Below are 17933 nucleotides of genomic sequence, written 5' to 3' on the forward strand. Positions count from 1 at the left end.
GGAGAGGCCGTCCATGTTCGACACCGTCCTCGTCGCCAACCGGGGCGAGATCGCGGTCCGGGTCATCCGCACCCTGCGGGAGCTCGGCGTGCGCTCGGTGGCCGTGTACAGCGACGCGGACGCCGACGCCCGGCACGTGCGGGAGGCGGACACGGCGGTGCGGATCGGTCCTCCGCCGGCCGCCGAGTCGTACCTGTCCGTGCCCGCGCTGCTGGACGCGGCCCGCCGCACCGGCGCGCAGGCCGTCCACCCCGGCTACGGCTTCCTCGCGGAGAACGCCGCCTTCGCGCGGGCCTGCGCCGAGGCGGGGCTCGTCTTCATCGGGCCGTCCGCCGGGGCGATCTCCCTGATGGGCGACAAGATCCGGGCCAAGGAGACCGTGAAGGCGGCGGGCGTGCCCGTCGTCCCGGGCGCCGCCGACCCCGAACTGGCCGAGGCCGCCCGCGAGCTGGGCGCGCCCGTGCTGCTCAAGCCCAGCGCGGGCGGCGGCGGCAAGGGCATGCGGCTCGTGCGGGACCTGGCGGTCCTGGACGAGGAGATCGCGGCGGCCCGGCGCGAGGCCCGCGCCTCCTTCGGCGACGACACGCTGCTCGTGGAGCGGTGGATCGACGGGCCCCGGCACATCGAGATCCAGGTCCTGGCCGACGCCCACGGGAACGTGCTGCACCTCGGCGAGCGCGAGTGCTCGCTCCAGCGGCGCCACCAGAAGATCGTGGAGGAGGCGCCGAGCGTCCTGCTCACCCCGGAGCTCCGGGCGGCGATGGGCGCGGCGGCGGTGGAGGCGGCCCGGTCCTGCGGCTACGTGGGCGCGGGCACGGTCGAGTTCATCGTCCCGGGCGGCGACCCCGCCTCGTACTGCTTCATGGAGATGAACACCCGGCTCCAGGTCGAGCACCCGGTGACCGAGCTGATCACCGGGATCGACCTGGTGGAGTGGCAGCTGCGGGTCGCCGCCGGCGAGCCGCTGCCCTTCGCGCAGGAGGACGTCCGGCTGGACGGCTGGGCGATCGAGGCCCGGATCTGCGCCGAGGACCCGTCCCGCGGCTTCCTGCCCTCGGGCGGCACGGTCCTGGCGCTGAACGAGCCGCAGGGCGGCGGCGCCCGCACGGACTCGGGCTTGAGCGAGGGCACGGAGGTCTCCTCCCTCTACGACCCGATGCTGTCGAAGGTCATCGTGCACGCCCCGGACCGGCCCACGGCCCTGCGCCGGCTCCGCGCGGCCCTCGCGGACACGGTCACCCTGGGCGTCCCCACCAACGCGGGCTTCCTGCGCCGCCTCCTGGCCCACCCGGACGTGGTCTCCGGCGACCTGGACACCGGTCTGGTGGAGCGCGAGGCGGAGGGGCTCGTCCCCGAGGGCGTGCCCGCGGAGGTGTACGCGGCGGCGGCGGCCGTACGGCTCGCGGAGCTGGCCCCGGCGCCCCGGGACGGCTGGACGGACCCCTTCTCGGTGCCGAGCGGCTGGCGGCTGGGCGGCGCTCCGGCCCCGCTCGCCTTCCCCGTGCGCGTACCGGGCCTCGAACCGGTCACCGTGGAGGCGCCGCCCGGCGCCCGGGTCACGGACGCCTCGGTGACGGTCGTCGTGGACGGGGTCGCCCACACCTTCCACCGGGCCGGCTCCTGGCTCGGCCGGGACGGCGACTCCTGGCACGTGCTCGACCACGACCCGGTCGAGGCCGCGCTCAGCGGCGCCGGGCACGGCGGGGCCGACACGCTCGCCGCGCCGATGCCCGGCACCGTGACCGTGGTGAAGGTGGCCGTCGGGGACGCGGTGGAGGCCGGGCAGAGCCTGCTCGTCGTGGAGGCGATGAAGATGGAGCACGTCATCTCCGCCCCGCACGCCGGCACCGTCACCGAGCTGGACGTCACGCCCGGCACCACCGTCGCCATGGACCAGCTCCTGGCCGTGGTGACCCCGCACGAGACCCCCGGGGAGGACGCGTGAGCGCCGGACTGCCGATGACCGTCCCCGGCCGCGGGCTCCCCGCCCGGGTCCGGATCCACGAGGTCGGGGCCCGCGACGGCCTCCAGAACGAGAAGGGGGCCGTCCCGACGGAGGTGAAGGCGGAGTTCGTCCGGCGCCTCGCCGCCGCCGGGCTCGGCACCGTCGAGGCGACCAGCTTCGTGCATCCCAAGTGGGTGCCCCAGCTGGCCGATGCCGAGGACCTGTTCCCGCTGGTCCGCGACCTCCCGGTCCGCCTCCCGGTCCTGGTGCCGAACGAGCGCGGGCTCGACCGGGCGCTCGCGCTCGGCGCCCGGGAGATCGCCGTCTTCGCCTCGGCCACCGAGTCCTTCGCGAAGGCCAACCTCAACCGGACCGTCGACGAGGCCCTGGCCCTGTTCGCGCCGACCGTCCTCCGGGCCGTGGAGGCCGGTCTGAAGGTCCGCGGCTATCTGTCGATGTGCTTCGGCGACCCCTGGGAGGGCCCGGTCCCGATCGAGCGGGTCGTCCGGGTCACCAGGGCCCTCGCCGACATGGGCTGCGACGAGCTGAGCCTCGGCGACACCATCGGCGTCGCCACCCCCGGCCACGTGGAGGCGCTGCTCACCGCGCTGAACGAGGCCGGGATCCCCACCTCCCGCATCGCCGTGCACTTCCACGACACCTACGGACAGGCCCTGTCCAACACCCTGGCCGCGCTGCGGCACGGGGTGACCACGGTCGACGCCTCCGCCGGCGGCCTCGGCGGCTGCCCGTACGCGAAGAGCGCGACCGGCAACCTCGCCACCGAGGACCTCGTGTGGATGCTCGACGGCCTCGGCATCGAGACCGGGGTCGATCTGGCCGCCCTCACCGCCACGAGCGTGTGGATGGCCGAACAGCTGGGCCGGCCCAGCCCGTCCCGTACCGTCCGCGCCCTCTCCCACAAGGAGTGAACAGCCCCATGTCCCTCGACCACCGGCTCTCCGCCGAACACCAGGAACTCCGCCGCACCGTCGAGGCGTTCGCCCACGACGTGGTCGCCCCGAAGATCGGCGACTACTACGAGCGGCACGAGTTCCCGTACGAGATCGTCCGCGAGATGGGCCGCATGGGCCTGTTCGGGCTGCCGTTCCCCGAGGAGTACGGCGGCATGGGCGGCGACTACCTGGCCCTCGGGATCGCCCTGGAGGAGCTGGCCCGGGTCGACTCCTCGGTGGCCATCACCCTGGAGGCGGGCGTCTCGCTCGGCGCGATGCCGATCCACCTCTTCGGCACCGAGGAGCAGAAGCGGGAGTGGCTGCCCAGGCTGTGCGCCGGGGAGCTCCTGGGCGCCTTCGGCCTGACCGAGCCCGGCGCGGGCTCGGACGCGGGCGGCACCCGCACGACGGCCGTCCGCGACGGCGACGAGTGGGTGATCAACGGCTCGAAGTGCTTCATCACCAACTCGGGCACGGACATCACGGGCCTGGTGACGGTCACGGCGGTCACCGGCCGCAAGCCGGACGGCCGCCCGCTGATCTCCTCGATCATCGTCCCCTCCGGCACCCCGGGCTTCACGGTCGCCGCCCCGTACTCCAAGGTCGGCTGGAACGCCTCGGACACCCGCGAGCTCTCCTTCGACGGCGTCCGGGTGCCGGCGGGCAACCTGCTCGGCCAGGAGGGCCGGGGGTACGCGCAGTTCCTCCGCATCCTGGACGAGGGCCGGGTCGCCATCGCGGCGCTCGCGACGGGCCTCGCGCAGGGCTGTGTGGACGAGTCCGTGAAGTACGCGAAGGAACGTCACGCCTTCGGACGCCCGATCGGCGACAACCAGGCCGTCCAGTTCAAGATCGCGGACATGGAGACCCGGGCGCACATGGCCCGGATCGGCTGGCGGGACGCGGCCTCGCGCCTGGTCATGGGCGAGCCCTTCAAGAAGGAGGCGGCCATCGCGAAGCTGTACTCCTCCACGGTGGCCGTGGACAACGCCCGCGAGGCGACCCAGATCCACGGCGGCTACGGCTTCATGAACGAGTACCCGGTGGCCCGCATGTGGCGCGACTCGAAGATCCTGGAGATCGGCGAGGGCACCAGCGAGGTGCAGCGGATGCTGATCGCGCGGGAGTTGGGCCTGTCGGCCTGATCCCCCGCGCGGGAGAGCCCGTCGTCCCCGTGCGGGGGCGGCGGGCTCCGTCATGTCCGGGCCCGGCTCCGGGGCACCCCGACTGACCGGCAATGATGAGGTTAGGCTAACCTACATTCACCGCCGATCGAGTCGGCCCGCACGCCCGGGAGATCCCCGTGGAGACCCCGTACCGAAAAGGTGCCCGCCCCATGACGCACGCCGAGACCGCCCCCTTCCGGTTCTTCTCGCTCCGGGTCGACCGGACGCGGCGGCTCGGCCCGTCCCTGGTCCGGGTCACCTTCACCGGGGAGGACCTGAAGGACTGCGCCGCCGGCGGCCGCGACCAGTCGCTCTCCCTCTTCCTGCCGCACCCCGGCCAGGAGGCCCCCGTCCTGCCGCCCCTGGACGGGCAGGACATGTACGCGGTCCTCGGCGCCTGGCGGGCGATGCCCCACGGGGAGCGGGCCGTGATGCGCTCGTACACCGCCCGCGAGCAGCGCACCGGACCGGACGAGCTGGACATCGACTTCGCGCTCCACGAGGACGGCGGGCCGGCCTGCCGCTGGGCCGGGAGTGCCGGGCCCGGCGACCGGGTGGTCGTCCTCGGCCCCGCCGTGGCCGACAACACGGCCGTTCGTTTCCGGCCACCGGAGGACGCCGACTCCGTCGTCGTCTGGGCGGACGAGACGGCCCTCCCGGCGGCCTCGGCCATCCTGGAGTGGCTGCCGGCCGGGACCCGCGCCCGGGTCTTCCTGGAGGTCCCGCACTCCGGCGACCGGACCGCGCTGCCGACCGCCGCCGACGCCGAGGTCACCTGGCTCGTGCGGGAGGAGGGGGCGCCGTCCGCCGTGGACGCGGTGCGCGGCGCCGCGCTGCCCGGGGAGTCCCCGTACGTCTGGATCGCGGGCGAGTCGGGGTCGGTGAAGGCGCTGCGCAGGCACTTCGTGCGGGAGCGCGGACTCGACCGGCGCCGGGTGACGTTCGTCGGGTACTGGCGCAAGGGGCTGTCCGAGGACGCCCTGCGCGAGGTGCCGGACGAGACGCGGGAGGACGCGGCGCGCGACGGGGCGGCGCACGACGGGCCGACCGGCGACGGGACGACCGGCGCCGAGGCGTAGGTCCGCCCCGCCCCCTCGGCCCCGCCCCCGCACCTCGGCCCCGCCACGTAATCCATCTCACTCAAAGCGCCCCGGTCCGGGGTGGCTTGAAGGCACCGGGCGCCAGAAAATTAGGTTAGGCTCACCTACATTCCGCTGATCGCTTCCCCCGGCGATCCCCCACGCCCCCTCAGCGTTTCCTGCCGAAAGGGTCCCCGCATGCGCTCCCACCTGCTCAACGGCACCACGGCGGAGAGCTATCGTCGCTCCGCCACCGAAGGCGTCGAGCGGGTGGCGGACAAACTCGCCTCGGTGCGCGGGCCGTTCACCGGCACCACCCCCGCCGAGCTGGCCCCCGTCATCGACGCGGTCGACCTCGACCGGCCGCTCGGGGACGTCTCCGCCGCCCTCGACGAGCTGGAGGACGTCTACCTCCGCGACGCCGTCTACTTCCACCACCCCCGCTACCTGGGCCACCTGAACTGCCCGGTCGTCATCCCCGCCGTCGTCGGCGAGGCCGTCCTCTCGGCGGTCAACTCCTCCCTGGACACCTGGGACCAGAGCGCCGGCGGCACCCTCATCGAGCGGAAGCTGATCGACTGGACCAACGGCCGGGCCGGCTTCGGCCCCTCCGCCGACGGCGTGTTCACCAGCGGCGGCTCGCAGTCCAACCTCCAGGCCCTGCTGCTCGCCCGCCAGGAGGCCAAGACGGACGACCTGTCGAAGCTCAGGATCTTCTCCTCCGAGTGCAGCCACTTCAGCGTCCAGAAGTCGGCCGGCCTCCTCGGCCTCGGCGCCGGGGCCGTCGTCTCCGTCCCGGTCGACGCGGAGAAGCGGATGCGGGCCACCGCCCTCGCCGCCGAGCTGGCCGCCTGCCGCGCCGAGGGCCTGGTCCCGATGGCGATCGTGGCCACCGCCGGCACCACCGACTTCGGCTCCATCGACCCCCTGCCCGAGATCGCCGCCCTGGCCGACGAGTACGGCGCCTGGATGCACGTCGACGCGGCCTACGGCTGCGGACTGCTCGCCTCCCCCACCCGCCGCCATCTCCTGGACGGCATCGAGCGGGCCGACTCGGTCACCGTCGACTTCCACAAGTCCTTCTTCCAGCCGGTGAGTTCCTCCGCGCTCCTGGTCCGCGACGGCGCCGCCCTGCGCCACGCGACCTACCACGCCGACTACCTCAACCCGCTCCGCACGGTCGCCGAGAAGATCCCGAACCAGGTCGACAAGTCCCTCCAGACCACCCGCCGCTTCGACGCGCTCAAGCTCTGGATGACCCTGCGGGTGATGGGCGCCGACGGCGTCGGCGAGCTCTTCGACGAGGTCTGCGTCCTGGCCCGGCAGGGCCACGCGCTGCTCGCCGCCGACTCCCGCTACGAGGTCGTGGTCGAGCCGAGCCTCTCCACCCTCGTCTACCGCTACGTCCCCGCCGGCGACGCCGACCCCGAGGAGGTCGACCGGGCCAACCTGCACGCCCGCAAGGCCCTGTTCGCCTCCGGCGAGGCCGTCGTCGCCGGGACCAAGGTCGACGGCCGCCAGTACCTCAAGTTCACCCTGCTCAACCCCGAGACCACCGTCGCCGACATCGCGGCCGTCCTCGATCTGATAGCCGGCCACGCCGAGCAGTACCTGGGAGAGAACCTTGTCCACGCCTGAGAAGGCCCTGTCCGGGACGGCCCCGTCCGAGACCGCCGCGTCCGGGACCGCCGCACACGACACGGCTCGGATCCACGACTTCATCGGCATCGGGCTCGGTCCGTTCAACCTCGGACTCGCCTGCCTGACCGAGCCGATCGACGAGCTGGACGGCCTCTTCCTGGAGTCCAAGCCCGGCTTCGAGTGGCACTCCGGGATGTTCCTGGAGGGCGCGCACCTCCAGACCCCGTTCATGTCGGACCTGGTCACCCTCGCGGACCCGACCTCGCCCTACTCCTTCCTCAACTACCTGAAGGAGAAGGGCCGCCTGTACTCGTTCTACATCCGGGAGAACTTCTACCCGCTGCGGACCGAGTACAACGACTACTGCCGCTGGGCCGCCGGCAAGCTCACCTCGATCCGCTTCTCGACCACGGTCACCGCCGTCGCCTTCGACGAGGCGGCCGAGGTGTACGAGGTGGCCACCGAGGGCGGCGCGACGTACCGCGCCCGCCGGATCGTCCTGGGCACCGGCACCCCGCCGTACGTCCCCGAGAGCTGCCGGGGCCTCGGCGGCGACCTGATCCACAACTCGCGCTACCTGCCGCACAAGGCGGAGCTCCAGAAGAAGCGGACGATCACCCTGGTCGGCAGCGGCCAGAGCGCCGCCGAGATCTACTACGACCTCCTGAGCGAGATCGACGTCCACGGCTACCGGCTCAACTGGGTGACCCGCTCCCCGCGCTTCTTCCCGCTGGAGTACACCAAGCTCACCCTGGAGATGACGTCCCCGGAGTACGTGGACTACTTCCACGCGCTGCCCGAGCGGACCCGCTACCGCCTGGAGACCGAGCAGAAGGGCCTCTTCAAGGGCATCGACGGCGAGCTCATCAACGCCATCTTCGACCTGCTCTACCAGAAGAACCTGAACGGCCCCGTGCCCACCCGGCTCCTCACCAACTCCGCGCTGCACACCGCCGCGTACGACGAGGAGAGCGGCACGTACGCGCTCGGCCTGCGCCAGGAGGAGCAGGAGAAGGACTTCACCCTGGAGACCGACGGCCTGATCCTGGCCACCGGCTACAAGTACAGCGTCCCCGCCTTCCTGGAGCCGGTCCGCGACCGCCTCCGCTGGGACGGACAGGGCCGCTTCGACGCCGCCCGCAACTACGCGATCGACACGACGGGCCGCGGGATCTTCCTCCAGAACGCCGGCGTCCACACCCACTCGATCACCTCGCCCGACCTCGGCATGGGCCCGTACCGGAACGCCTACATCATCGGCGCGATGCTGGGCCGCGAGTACTACCCCGTCGAGAAGACCATCGCCTTCCAGGAGTTCGCCGTATGAGCGTCCGCTTCCGCCCGCTCGACCCCGTCCAGGACGCGGAGCTGCTCCACGGCTGGGTCACCCACCCCAAGGCCGCCTTCTGGATGATGCAGGACGCGAGCCGGGAGGACGTCGTGCGCGAGTACACGGCCTTCGCCGCGAACCCGCACCACGAGGCCTTCGTCGGCCTGGTCGACGGGGTCCCCGCGATCCTCATGGAGCGCTACGACCCGGCCCACCTGGAGCTGGTCGGCCTCTACGAGCCGCGTCCGGGCGACGTCGGCATGCACTTCCTGGTCGCGCCCACCGACACCCCCGTGCACGGCTTCACCCGCAAGGTGATCACCGCCGTGATGGCGGAGCTGTTCGCCGACCCGGCGACCGCCCGCGTGGTCGTCGAGCCCGACGTCGACAACAAGGCCGTGCACGCGCTCAACGCGGCCGTGGGCTTCGTGCCCGAGCGCGAGATCCAGAAGCCGGAGAAGAAGGCGCTGCTGAGCTTCTGCACCCGGGCGCAGTTCGAGGCCGCCGTGGGAGCCGCCGCATGAGCACCGTTCCGCAGACCACCGATCCCGTGGCCCACCTCACCCCCGGGCGCTGGGCCGACGCCAACCGCGCGCTGATCCGCAAGGGCCTGGCCGAGTTCGCCCACGAGCGGCTGCTCGACCCGCGCGAGCGGGGCGACGGCCGGTACGAGGTCCTGTCCGACGACGGCGCGACCGCGTACCGCTTCGCCGCCGACCGGTACGCCCTCGACCACTGGCAGGTCGACCCCGCGTCGATCACCCGCCACCGGGGCGACGAGGAACTCCCGCTGGACGCGCTGCTCTTCGTCATCGAGCTGCGCGGCGCCCTCGGCCTGAGCGACGAGATCCTGCCGGTCTACCTGGAGGAGATCTCCTCCACCCTGGCCGGCACGGCCTACAAGGCGGCCAAGCCGCGGGTGTCCTCCGCCCACCTGGCCCGCGCCGGCTTCCAGGCGATCGAGACCGGGATGACCGAGGGCCACCCCTGCTTCGTCGCCAACAACGGGCGGCTCGGCTTCGGCGTCGACGAGTTCCGCGCGTACGCCCCCGAGGCCGCGAGCGACGTCCACCTGGTCTGGCTGGCCGCCCGCCGCGACCGGGCCGCCTTCACCGCCGGGGCGGGCATCGACTACGAGACCTTCGTCCGCGCCGAGCTGGGCGACGCGGCGGTGGACGGCTTCGCGGCGGTCCTGGCCGCCCGCGGCCTGGACCTCGCCGACTACCTCCTGATGCCGGTCCACCCCTGGCAGTGGTGGAACAAGCTGTCCGTCACCTTCGCCGCCGAGGTGGCGCAGGAGCGCCTGGTGTACCTGGGCGAGGGCGCCGACGCGTATCTGGCGCAGCAGTCGATCCGCACCTTCTTCAACACCTCGGACCCGGCCAAGCACTACGTGAAGACGGCCCTGTCGGTCCTCAACATGGGCTTCATGCGGGGCCTCTCGGCCGCCTACATGGAGGCGACCCCGGCGATCAACGACTGGCTGCACGACCTGATCGAGAACGACCCGGTCTTCACGTCGGCGCGCTTCTCGATCATCCGGGAGCGGGCGGCGGTCGGCTACCGGCACCTGGAGTACGAGGCCGCCACCGACCGCTACTCCCCCTACCGCAAGATGCTGGCCGCGCTCTGGCGCGAGTCGCCGGTGGCGTCCCTCGCGGAGGGCGAGCGCCTGGCGACGATGGCCTCGCTGCTGCACGTGGACCACGCGGGCGCGTCCTTCGCGGGCGCGCTGATCGCGGAGTCGGGCGAGGAACCGACGGTGTGGTTGAGGAAGTACCTCGACGCCTACCTCCTCCCGGTCCTCCACAGCTTCTACGCCTACGACCTGGCGTTCATGCCGCACGGCGAGAACGTGATCCTGGTCCTCGACGAGCACGGCGCGGTCGTGCGGGCGGTCTTCAAGGACATCGCCGAGGAGATCGTCGTCATGGACCCGGACGCGGTCCTGCCACCGGCGGTGGAGCGGGTCCGCGCCGAGGTCCCGGAGGACATGAAGCTCCTCTCGGTCTTCACCGACGTCTTCGACTGCTTCTTCCGCTTCATGGCGGCGACGCTCGCGGCGGAGGGCGTCCTCGACGAGGACGGCTTCTGGCGCGCGGTCGCGGAGTGCGTGCGCGGCTACCAGGAGGAGCACCCGGAGTTCGCGGCCCGCTTCGAGCGGTACGACATGTTCGCGGAGACCTTCGCCCTGTCGGCCCTCAACCGCCTCCAGCTGCGCAACAACAAGCAGATGGTGGACCTCTCGGACCCGTCGGCGGCCCTCCAGCTCGTCGGCGACCTGGTGAACCCGATCGCCCGCTTCGCCTGACCCGAGGACCTTCCCGAGACCGGTGCGGGCCCCGGCGGAGTACGGTCACTCCGCCGGGGCCCGCATCTTTTGTTCCCTGCCGACGGTCGCCCCCCTCCGCAGGGGCAGGAGTCCCCGTCCTCGCGCGGGCGGGCGGGCGTCGAATTCGGCGGGGGACCACAGGTGGGCCAGGGCGGCGGGGTCGCGGCGGAGGAGCGTCGGCCCACGGCGCCGTCCCCGTCCGTGACTCCACGCAGCCCGCCGGCCCCGTCCTCGACCTCCCCGCCCCCGCCTCCGCCACCTTCGTGGCCTGCGTCCGGGGCGGCGGGTCCGGCGCCCGCCGAGGGGGCGTCCGCGCGGCGGCGAAGCCGGGGAGGACGGCCCTCACGCCACGAGGACCTCGACGGAGATCGTCGCCGCCAACCCGACGTAGACGGCACACGCGCCGTAGTTCAGGACGGCCGTCGCCTTCGACGAGCCGGTGAGCCGTGTGCGGAAGAAGCCCGCCAGCATCCCGATGCCGCCGTAGAGGACCACCTCCATCAGGACGTTGATCGCGCCGAGAAGCGCCATCTGCGCCCCGGGCGCCTCCGCGTCCCCCAGGAACTGCGGGAGGACCGCGAGGTAGAAGAGGATGATCTTCGGGTTCGTCAGGCTGATCAGCACCCCGCGCAGGTACCACCGGCCCGCCCCGACGTCACCGTGCTCTCCGATCGCGCGCCGCGCGCTCCGCAGGGTCGTGTACGCCAGCCACAGCAGGTACGCCGCCCCCACGATCCTCACCGCGTCGAGCAGCGACGGGTGCGAGCGGGCGATCTCCCCCAGCCCGGCGACGACGGCGGCGGCGTAGACGCTCATGCCCGTCCCGATGCCGAGGATCGCCTTCAGGGCGGACCGGCGGCCGCCCTCCAGGCCCACCGCGAGCATGTAGGCCATGTCGGGCCCGGGCGGGCCGAGGAAGAGCAGGATCACCGCGATGTAGCCCGGCAGCACCGATAGATCCACCATTGCCCGTCGCCTCCGGCTTCGTCGTGGTCGCCGTCCGTCTCCCCGTTCCCGTCCGGTCGATTCGGCCCCCGCGCGCACGGGAAACGCCCGGCCGGGCAGGACCCGGGCCGGGCGTTCCGTCTCGGTGGGCGGCTACTCCGCCGGCCAGGGCACCTCCGGCGAGCGGTACCAGTCGATGCCGAGGGCCTCGAAGCGGGGGGCCTGTTCGGCGAGGCGGACCTTGTACGCGTCCCAGTCGTGGGTGGCGGACGGGGACCAGCCCAGTTCGGCCACGCCCGGCAGGCGGGGGAAGGCCATGACGTCGAGGTCGCCGGTGGTGGCGAGGGTCTCGGTCCACAGGGGGGCCTCGACGCCCTTGACGGCGCTCGCGGGCGCGCCGGGGAGGTAGGCCGCCGGGTCCCAGTCGTACGACCTGCGGACCTCGACGTATCCGGCCCAGGAGAGGCCGAGCTTCGTCTCCTTCGTGTACTTCATGTCGAGGTAGGTGCGGTCGGCGGGCGAGAGGACCAGGCCGGTGCCGTTCCGCGCGGCGGCGGCGACCCGTTCCTTCTCCTCGGCGGGGGTGCGGTCGAGGCCCCAGTACTGGACGAGGGCGCCGGGGGCGGGGGTGGTGCCGGTGAGCTGGTGCCAGCCGATGACCTTCTTGCCGTACTTGGCGACGACCGGCTGCACCCGGTCCATGAAGGCCACGTAGTCGGCGTGGCTGGTGGAGTGGGCCTCGTCGCCGCCGATGTGGAGGTAGCGGCCGGGGGTGAGGGCGGCGATCTCGCGGATCACGTCGTCGACGAAGTCGTACGTGACCTGCTTGGGCACGCACAGGGAGCTGAAGCCGACCTTGGTGCCGGTGTAGAGGGGCGGGGCGACGCCGTCGCAGTTGAGCTCGGGGTAGGAGGCGAGGGCGGCGTTGGTGTGGCCCGGCACGTCGATCTCCGGGATCACCTCCTGGTGGCGGGAGGCGGCGTACCGGACGATCTCCTTGTACTCCTCCTTGGTGTAGGAGCCGCCGGGGCCGCCGCCGACCTCGGTGGAGCCGCCGTAGGTGGTGAGGCGGGGCCAGGAGTCGACGGCGATGCGCCAGCCCTGGTCGTCGGAGAGGTGCAGGTGGAGGGTGTTCACCTTGTAGAGGGCGAGCTGGTCGATGTACCGCTTCACCTCGTCGACGGTGAAGAAGTGGCGGGCGACGTCGAGCATGGCGCCCCGGTAGGCGTAGCGGGGGGTGTCGGTGATCGTGCCGCCCGCGACCTTCCAGGGGCCCTTCTGGACGGTCCCGCGCTCGACGGCGGAGGGCAGCTGCTGGCGCAGGGTCTGGACGCCGCGGAAGAGTCCGGCGGGGCGGTGGGCCGTCAGGGTGATGCCGCCCGGTCCGGAGCGGAGCCGGTAGCCCTCGTCGCCGAGGGCGGTGTCGGCGGCGCTGAGCCGGAGCCGGATGCCGCCGCGGGCCGCCTGTTCGTCGACGACGGGCAGCGGGAGGCCGGTGGCGGGCCGGAGCAGTCCGGCGAGGTAGTCGCCGATCTCCCTGACCTCGCGGGAGGCGGTGTTCACCCCGATGCGGGTGGCGGAGGTGAGGGCGTAGGGCTCGCCCCCGGGGGCGACGGAGGCGGGTACGGGGACGATGCGGCCGAGCGGGCGGACCTCGGGTTCGGCGGCGGCCCGGGGGCCGGGCGCCTTGCCGTCGGCGTCGGAGTCGGCGGCGGCCTCGCCGCAGCCGACTCCGGCGGCCGCGACCAGGAGCAGGGATCCGATCAGGCGCGGAATCGTTCGGCGCTGTCTCACGGGCGGGCTCCCCTTCGGGTGGACGACGCGTCTGTCGTTTTCTATATCCGAACCGCGCCCCTGTGTACCGCTGCCTTCCTCAGCGGCCAAGGTCTAGGCCAATTACCCGATCTGGAGGGGTGAACCGGCTCCCCCTGCCCGATTTCGGGCAGGATTCTTGCGCGGGGACGGAGGTACCCCTCAGTATTCACGGGTGCTCGAACGCCGCCCGTCGCACGACGACCTCGTCGACCACCTGGTCCGCAGCACCGCGCTCCAGCGCGGTGAGGCCGCCCGGGTGGTGCTCGACGTGCTGGCGTACTTCGACGAGACGACCGAGGAGTTCGTCCGCCGCCGCCACCGCGAGCTGCAGTCCGGCGGGGCCGTGAACGCCGAGATCTTCGAACGGATCGCGGCGGAGCTGCCGCACCGGGCCGTGGCGCCGCCGGAGCTCTCGCTCCGGCAGCTGCGCCGGATCGTGTACGGCTGAGCGGCCGCACCTCCCGGGGCGATCGCCCGGGCGGCCGAGTACATCCACTGACCTGGAGGGGTTTCACCTTTATGTGCGGAATTGTCGGTTACATCGGTAAGCGCGACGTGGCACCGCTGCTGCTCGAAGGCCTGCAGCGCCTGGAGTACCGCGGATACGACTCCGCCGGCATGGTCGTCACCAGCCCGAAGGCCACCGGCCTGAAGATGGTGAAGGCCAAGGGCCGGGTCCGTGACCTGGAGGCCCGCGTCCCCAAGCGCTTCACCGGCACCACCGGCATCGCCCACACCCGCTGGGCCACCCACGGCGCGCCGAGCGACGTCAACTCGCACCCGCACCTGGACCCCGAGAACAAGGTCGCCGTCGTCCACAACGGCATCGTGGACAACGCCCAGGAGCTCCGCGCCAAGCTGGAGGCCGACGGCGTCGTCTTCGCCTCCGAGACGGACACCGAGGTCATCACCCACCTCATCGCCCGCTCCCAGGCGTCCACCCTGGAGGAGAAGGTCCGCGAGGCGCTCAAGCTCATCGAGGGCACCTACGGCATCGCCGTGATGCACGCGGACTTCAACGACCGCATCGTCGTGGCCCGCAACGGCTCCCCGGTCATCCTCGGCATCGGCGAGAAGGAGATGCTCGTCGCCTCCGACGTCGCCGCCCTGATCGCCCACACCCGCCAGGTCGTCACCCTCGACGACGGCGAGATGGCCACCCTCAAGGCCGACGACTTCCGCACCTACACGACCTCCGGCGCCACCACCACGGCCACCCCGGAGACCGTCGAGTGGGAGGCCGCCTCCTACGACATGGGCGGCCACGACACCTTCATGCACAAGGAGATCTCCGAGCAGCCCGACGCGGTCGACCGCGTCCTGCGCGGCCGGATCGACGACCGCTTCTCCACCGTGCACCTGGGCGGCCTGAACCTGGACCCGCGCGAGGCCCGCACCATCCGCCGCATCAAGATCCTCGGCTGCGGCACCTCGTACCACGCCGGCCTCATCGGCGCCGGGCTCATCGAGTCCATGGCCCGCATCCCCGCCGACGCCGAGCCGGCCTCGGAGTTCCGCTACCGCAACCCGGTCGTGGACCCCGACACCCTCTACATCGCCGTCTCCCAGTCCGGCGAGACCTACGACGTGCTCGCCGCCGTCCAGGAGCTCAAGCGGAAGGGCGCCCGCGTCCTCGGCGTCGTCAACGTGGTCGGCTCCGCCATCGCCCGCGAGGCCGACGGCGGCGTGTACGTCCACGCGGGCCCCGAGGTCTGCGTCGTCTCCACCAAGTGCTTCACCAACACGGTGACCGCCTTCGCGCTGCTCGCCCTGCACCTCGGCCGCATCCGCGACCTGTCCGTCACCGACGGCAAGCGGATCATCGAGGGCCTGCGGAGGCTGCCCGCCCAGATCGAGGAGATCCTCAAGGGCGAGGACGAGATCAAGCGCCTCGCCGAGGAGTACGCGGGCGCCCAGTCGATGATGTTCATCGGGCGCGTGCGCGGCTACCCGGTCGCCCTGGAGGCCTCCCTCAAGCTCAAGGAGATCTCCTACATCCACGCCGAGGCCTACCCGGCCTCCGAGCTCAAGCACGGCCCGCTGGCCCTCATCGAGCCGGCCCTGCCGACGGTCGCGATCGTCCCCGACGACGACCTCCTGGAGAAGAACCGCGCCGCCCTGGAGGAGATCAAGGCCCGCAGCGGCCGCATCCTCGCGGTCGCGCACCAGCCGCAGGAGAAGGCCGACCACACCCTCGTGGTCCCGAAGAACGAGGACGAGCTGGACCCGATCCTCATGGGCATCCCGCTCCAGCTCTTCGCTTACCACACCGCCCTCGCCATGGGCCGCGACATCGACAAGCCGCGCAACCTGGCCAAGTCCGTCACGGTCGAGTAGCAGCGGGGTCCGGGCCTGTCCCCCGGACCCGCCGCCGGGCCTGTCCCCCGGCGCCGCCCGACCTGACACACGACGGTCCCCGTGCACACACCTCCCGTGCACGGGGACCGTCGCACTTCCCGGCCTAGCTCGCGGCCGGGGCGCCCTCGCCCGGCGCCCGGCGCCGGAGCAGCGCCGGCCGGCTCGCGACGGCGGCCGTGGCGCCGTACCAGGCGAGCAGTCCGGCGACGGCGGCGACCCAGCCGCCCGCCCTGCCGAGGCCGTCGCCGCCGGCCAGGGCGCCCACGCCCAGGAGCAGCAGGGCGACGAACAGCAGCCCGTACACGCCCTGTCCGAAGAGGCCGCCGCCCGAGGCCGCCAGGGTCAGGGTGAGCGCGAGGAGCGCCCACAGGAGCAGGAAGACCCCCACGGCGTCGGCCGAGGCGCCGCCGCCGGCGGCGGTCCCCCAGGTGAACCAGAAGGCGCCGAGCGCCGCGTGCGCCGTGCCCTCCCGGGCGTCGCCCGCGCGCAGCGCGAGCAGGCCGGCGAGGAAGAGCGTCACCCCGCCGACCCAGGTGGCGAGGCCCGCGGCGTCCGTCGCCGCGACGTTGTCGATGACACCGGTGCCGCCCAGGCCGAAGGCCAGGAGGGTCAGTCCGAGTGCGAGGCGGCCGAGCGTGGAGCTGGTGTTTCCCGCGGCGACGTCGTTGTCCACGGCGGGCTCCCTTCAGATGCGCAGTCGTGCTGCGTGAGCTGCTGTGTTCCGTGGCCTTTATCTACCCTTCACAAGTACACAATTCACCTGAGGAAGGCCGAAATTATGGCCGGATGACGGCAGTTGGGGGAGCGACGGGGAAGCGCGGGGAACGGGACGGCGGCTACGGGATGACGACGACGGGCCGCTGGGCGCGGCGCGCGAGGCGGCCGGCCACCGAGCCGAAGATCCGTCCGACGATCCCGTGCGTGGAACCGACCACGATCGCGTCGGCCGAGTACTCCCGGCCGACCTCCTCCAGCTCGTGGCAGATGTCGCCGCCGCGCTCGACCAGGATCCACGGCACCTCGGCGAGGTGCTCCGCGCAGGCCAGTTCCAGACCGAGGACCTCGGTGCGGTGGTCCGGCACGTCGACGAAGACGGGGGGCTCGCAGCCGGCCCACACCGTGGTGGGCAGCCGGTTGGCCACGTGCACGATGATCAGGCCCGAGCCGGAGCGGCGGGCCATGCCGATGGCGTACGCGAGGGCGCGCTCACTGGACGTGGAGCCGTCGAAGCCGACGACGACCCCGTGCCGGAAGGCCGGGTCGCAGGCATGACGTGGCTGTTCGACCGCGAGGGGGTCGACCGTGGAGTCGGCGACGCGCTCGCGGTCCGCGGGTTCGGGGAATTCGTGACCGGCCATCGGTGTCTCGGCGAAGAGGGTCCTCGTGGGAAGGGACGGGAGAAGGGGGAGAGGAACGACGGGTGACGGCGGAGCTGTGTCCGGGAATCATCTTCCCAAGCCCATACCCCCAAGGGTACGGCCGCACTCCTCTCCTGCCCAGGGCCCACCGCGCCTCGCCCGGCGGGCACACCGCTCGCGCGCGGCGTTCCAGGAGCATGCACGAGCCCTTCGGGATCTGGCAATGCCGGTTGTGCCCTACAGGCGTCCGGCCGGGGCGGGCCGGGACGCCCCACGGGGACGCGGGGAGACGTACGGGGCGGGAGGCGCGCGCGGGAACGGGGGGGCGTACGGGGACCGGGGGCGTACGAATCCGGGACCGGCACCGGGGCCGGATGCGGCGCCGGGGCCGGGTGCGGGGCCGGCACCGGGTCCGGGCGCGCGTGCGGGTCCGGCAGCGAGGCCGGGGTCGCACAGGGCCGAACGGTCGTCGCGGGGAGTGACCGGAGCGCTCCGTTCCTCGTTGCCACAGGTCCGCCCCACCGTCGCAGGGAGAGCGCCCGTGCCCGTACCGCCGACCGCCGCCGCCCGGTCCTCCGCCGTCCCCACCCCGACGCTCGCCGCGCCCCGCGCCCCCCGCCCCGCCGATCCCGCTCCCCCGTCCGCGGGTACGGGAGGGAAGAGGGGGGACAAGGGGGAGCAGGCCGCCGGCGACGTCGTCCGCTGGGCGGTCTTCTGCTGCGTCCTGGTCCCGGTGGTGCTCGTCGTCTACGGCACCTCGCTCGCCGGGGCGGCCGGGGCCGCCCTCGGCCTCGTCTCGGTGACGGCGGCCTGCCGGCTGCTGCTGCGGCGCTCGGAGCGGGGTCTCCGCGCGGAGACCGCGCGCGGCGGACGCCGGCACTAGTTCCGGAAGGGGCCCCCGGACGCACGGAACCCCCTTCGAGTTGACAGGCTCGCACACCCGAGCCCATATGTTTTCAGCCAACTTCCGGTGCCCGGCGCGTCCTTGGCGTAACGATTGGCCAACCT

Annotated in this window: 15 protein-coding genes; 11 read left to right on the forward strand and 4 right to left on the reverse strand. The window is 72.8% G+C overall.

What is annotated here, in order from left to right; all coding sequences use genetic code 11:
- Window positions 1-13: 13 nt before the first annotated feature.
- The 8 genes from ACIQKA_RS21485 to ACIQKA_RS21520 all read left to right on the forward strand — a co-directional run bounded on the left by ACIQKA_RS21485 (window position 14) and on the right by ACIQKA_RS21520 (window position 10428).
- Window positions 14-1945 (forward strand): biotin carboxylase N-terminal domain-containing protein, encoded by a 1932-nt coding sequence (locus ACIQKA_RS21485; protein ID WP_402541977.1) that lies wholly within the window; start codon window positions 14-16, stop codon window positions 1943-1945.
- Window positions 1946-1959: 14 nt separating this feature from the next.
- On the forward strand, window positions 1960-2877 hold the full coding sequence (locus ACIQKA_RS21490; protein ID WP_383428989.1) for a hydroxymethylglutaryl-CoA lyase: 918 nt from the start codon (window positions 1960-1962) through the stop codon (window positions 2875-2877).
- 8 nt (window positions 2878-2885) lie between these two features.
- Window positions 2886-4046, forward strand: a complete 1161-nt coding sequence (locus ACIQKA_RS21495; protein WP_383149556.1) for an acyl-CoA dehydrogenase family protein — start codon at window positions 2886-2888, stop codon at window positions 4044-4046.
- 191 nt (window positions 4047-4237) lie between these two features.
- A complete protein-coding gene (locus ACIQKA_RS21500) occupies window positions 4238-5146 on the forward strand; it encodes a siderophore-interacting protein (protein WP_383428943.1) in 909 nt (302 codons plus the stop codon).
- A gap of 198 nt (window positions 5147-5344) precedes the next feature.
- The gene (locus ACIQKA_RS21505; protein ID WP_402541979.1) at window positions 5345-6784 is read left to right on the forward strand and encodes a pyridoxal phosphate-dependent decarboxylase family protein; all 1440 of its coding nucleotides are present in this window, start codon (window positions 5345-5347) and stop codon (window positions 6782-6784) included.
- A 70-nt stretch (window positions 6785-6854) separates the two neighbouring features.
- Window positions 6855-8114 carry a lysine N(6)-hydroxylase/L-ornithine N(5)-oxygenase family protein gene (locus ACIQKA_RS21510; protein ID WP_383149752.1) on the forward strand — a complete coding sequence of 420 codons (1260 nt, stop codon included), beginning with the start codon at window positions 6855-6857 and terminating at the stop codon, window positions 8112-8114.
- A complete protein-coding gene (locus ACIQKA_RS21515; RefSeq protein WP_383149551.1) occupies window positions 8111-8641 on the forward strand; it encodes a GNAT family N-acetyltransferase in 531 nt (176 codons plus the stop codon). The genes ACIQKA_RS21510 and ACIQKA_RS21515 overlap by 4 nt, the downstream gene beginning before the upstream one ends.
- Complete coding sequence (locus ACIQKA_RS21520; RefSeq protein ID WP_402541980.1) at window positions 8638-10428, forward strand: IucA/IucC family protein; 1791 nt, start codon at window positions 8638-8640, stop codon at window positions 10426-10428. Before ACIQKA_RS21515 ends, ACIQKA_RS21520 begins: the two co-directional genes overlap by 4 nt.
- 363 nt (window positions 10429-10791) lie before the next feature.
- On the opposite strand, the gene ACIQKA_RS21525 is transcribed toward ACIQKA_RS21520, so the two are convergent.
- On the reverse strand, window positions 10792-11415 hold the full coding sequence (locus tag ACIQKA_RS21525) for a LysE family translocator (RefSeq protein WP_386362261.1): 624 nt from the start codon (window positions 11413-11415) through the stop codon (window positions 10792-10794).
- Window positions 11416-11547: 132 nt separating this feature from the next.
- A complete protein-coding gene (locus tag ACIQKA_RS21530) occupies window positions 11548-13188 on the reverse strand; it encodes a beta-N-acetylhexosaminidase (RefSeq protein WP_383149545.1) in 1641 nt (546 codons plus the stop codon).
- 193 nt (window positions 13189-13381) lie between these two features.
- Here ACIQKA_RS21530 and ACIQKA_RS21535 point away from each other — a divergent pair, with 193 nt between their 5' ends.
- Window positions 13382-13657 carry a hypothetical protein gene (locus ACIQKA_RS21535; RefSeq protein WP_024758123.1) on the forward strand — a complete coding sequence of 92 codons (276 nt, stop codon included), beginning with the start codon at window positions 13382-13384 and terminating at the stop codon, window positions 13655-13657.
- 71 nt (window positions 13658-13728) lie between these two features.
- Window positions 13729-15546 (forward strand): glutamine--fructose-6-phosphate transaminase (isomerizing), encoded by a 1818-nt coding sequence (gene glmS / locus ACIQKA_RS21540; RefSeq protein ID WP_383149543.1) that lies wholly within the window; start codon window positions 13729-13731, stop codon window positions 15544-15546.
- Between the two features lie 124 nt (window positions 15547-15670).
- Here glmS and ACIQKA_RS21545 read toward each other — a convergent pair whose 3' ends face one another.
- Both ACIQKA_RS21545 and ACIQKA_RS21550 read right to left on the reverse strand, forming a co-directional pair.
- Complete coding sequence (locus ACIQKA_RS21545; RefSeq protein ID WP_402541982.1) at window positions 15671-16240, reverse strand: GPR1/FUN34/YaaH family transporter; 570 nt, start codon at window positions 16238-16240, stop codon at window positions 15671-15673.
- 163 nt (window positions 16241-16403) lie between these two features.
- Window positions 16404-16925 (reverse strand): universal stress protein, encoded by a 522-nt coding sequence (locus ACIQKA_RS21550; RefSeq protein ID WP_383149539.1) that lies wholly within the window; start codon window positions 16923-16925, stop codon window positions 16404-16406.
- Window positions 16926-17466: 541 nt separating this feature from the next.
- On the opposite strand from ACIQKA_RS21550, the gene ACIQKA_RS21555 reads away from it, so the two are divergent.
- Window positions 17467-17808, forward strand: coding sequence for a hypothetical protein (locus ACIQKA_RS21555; RefSeq protein WP_383149537.1), 342 nt, complete (start codon window positions 17467-17469; stop codon window positions 17806-17808).
- Window positions 17809-17933 lie beyond the last annotated feature (125 nt).

The organism is Streptomyces sp. NPDC092045, from assembly GCF_044756005.1.
Classification (GTDB): Bacteria; Actinomycetota; Actinomycetes; order Streptomycetales; family Streptomycetaceae; genus Streptomyces.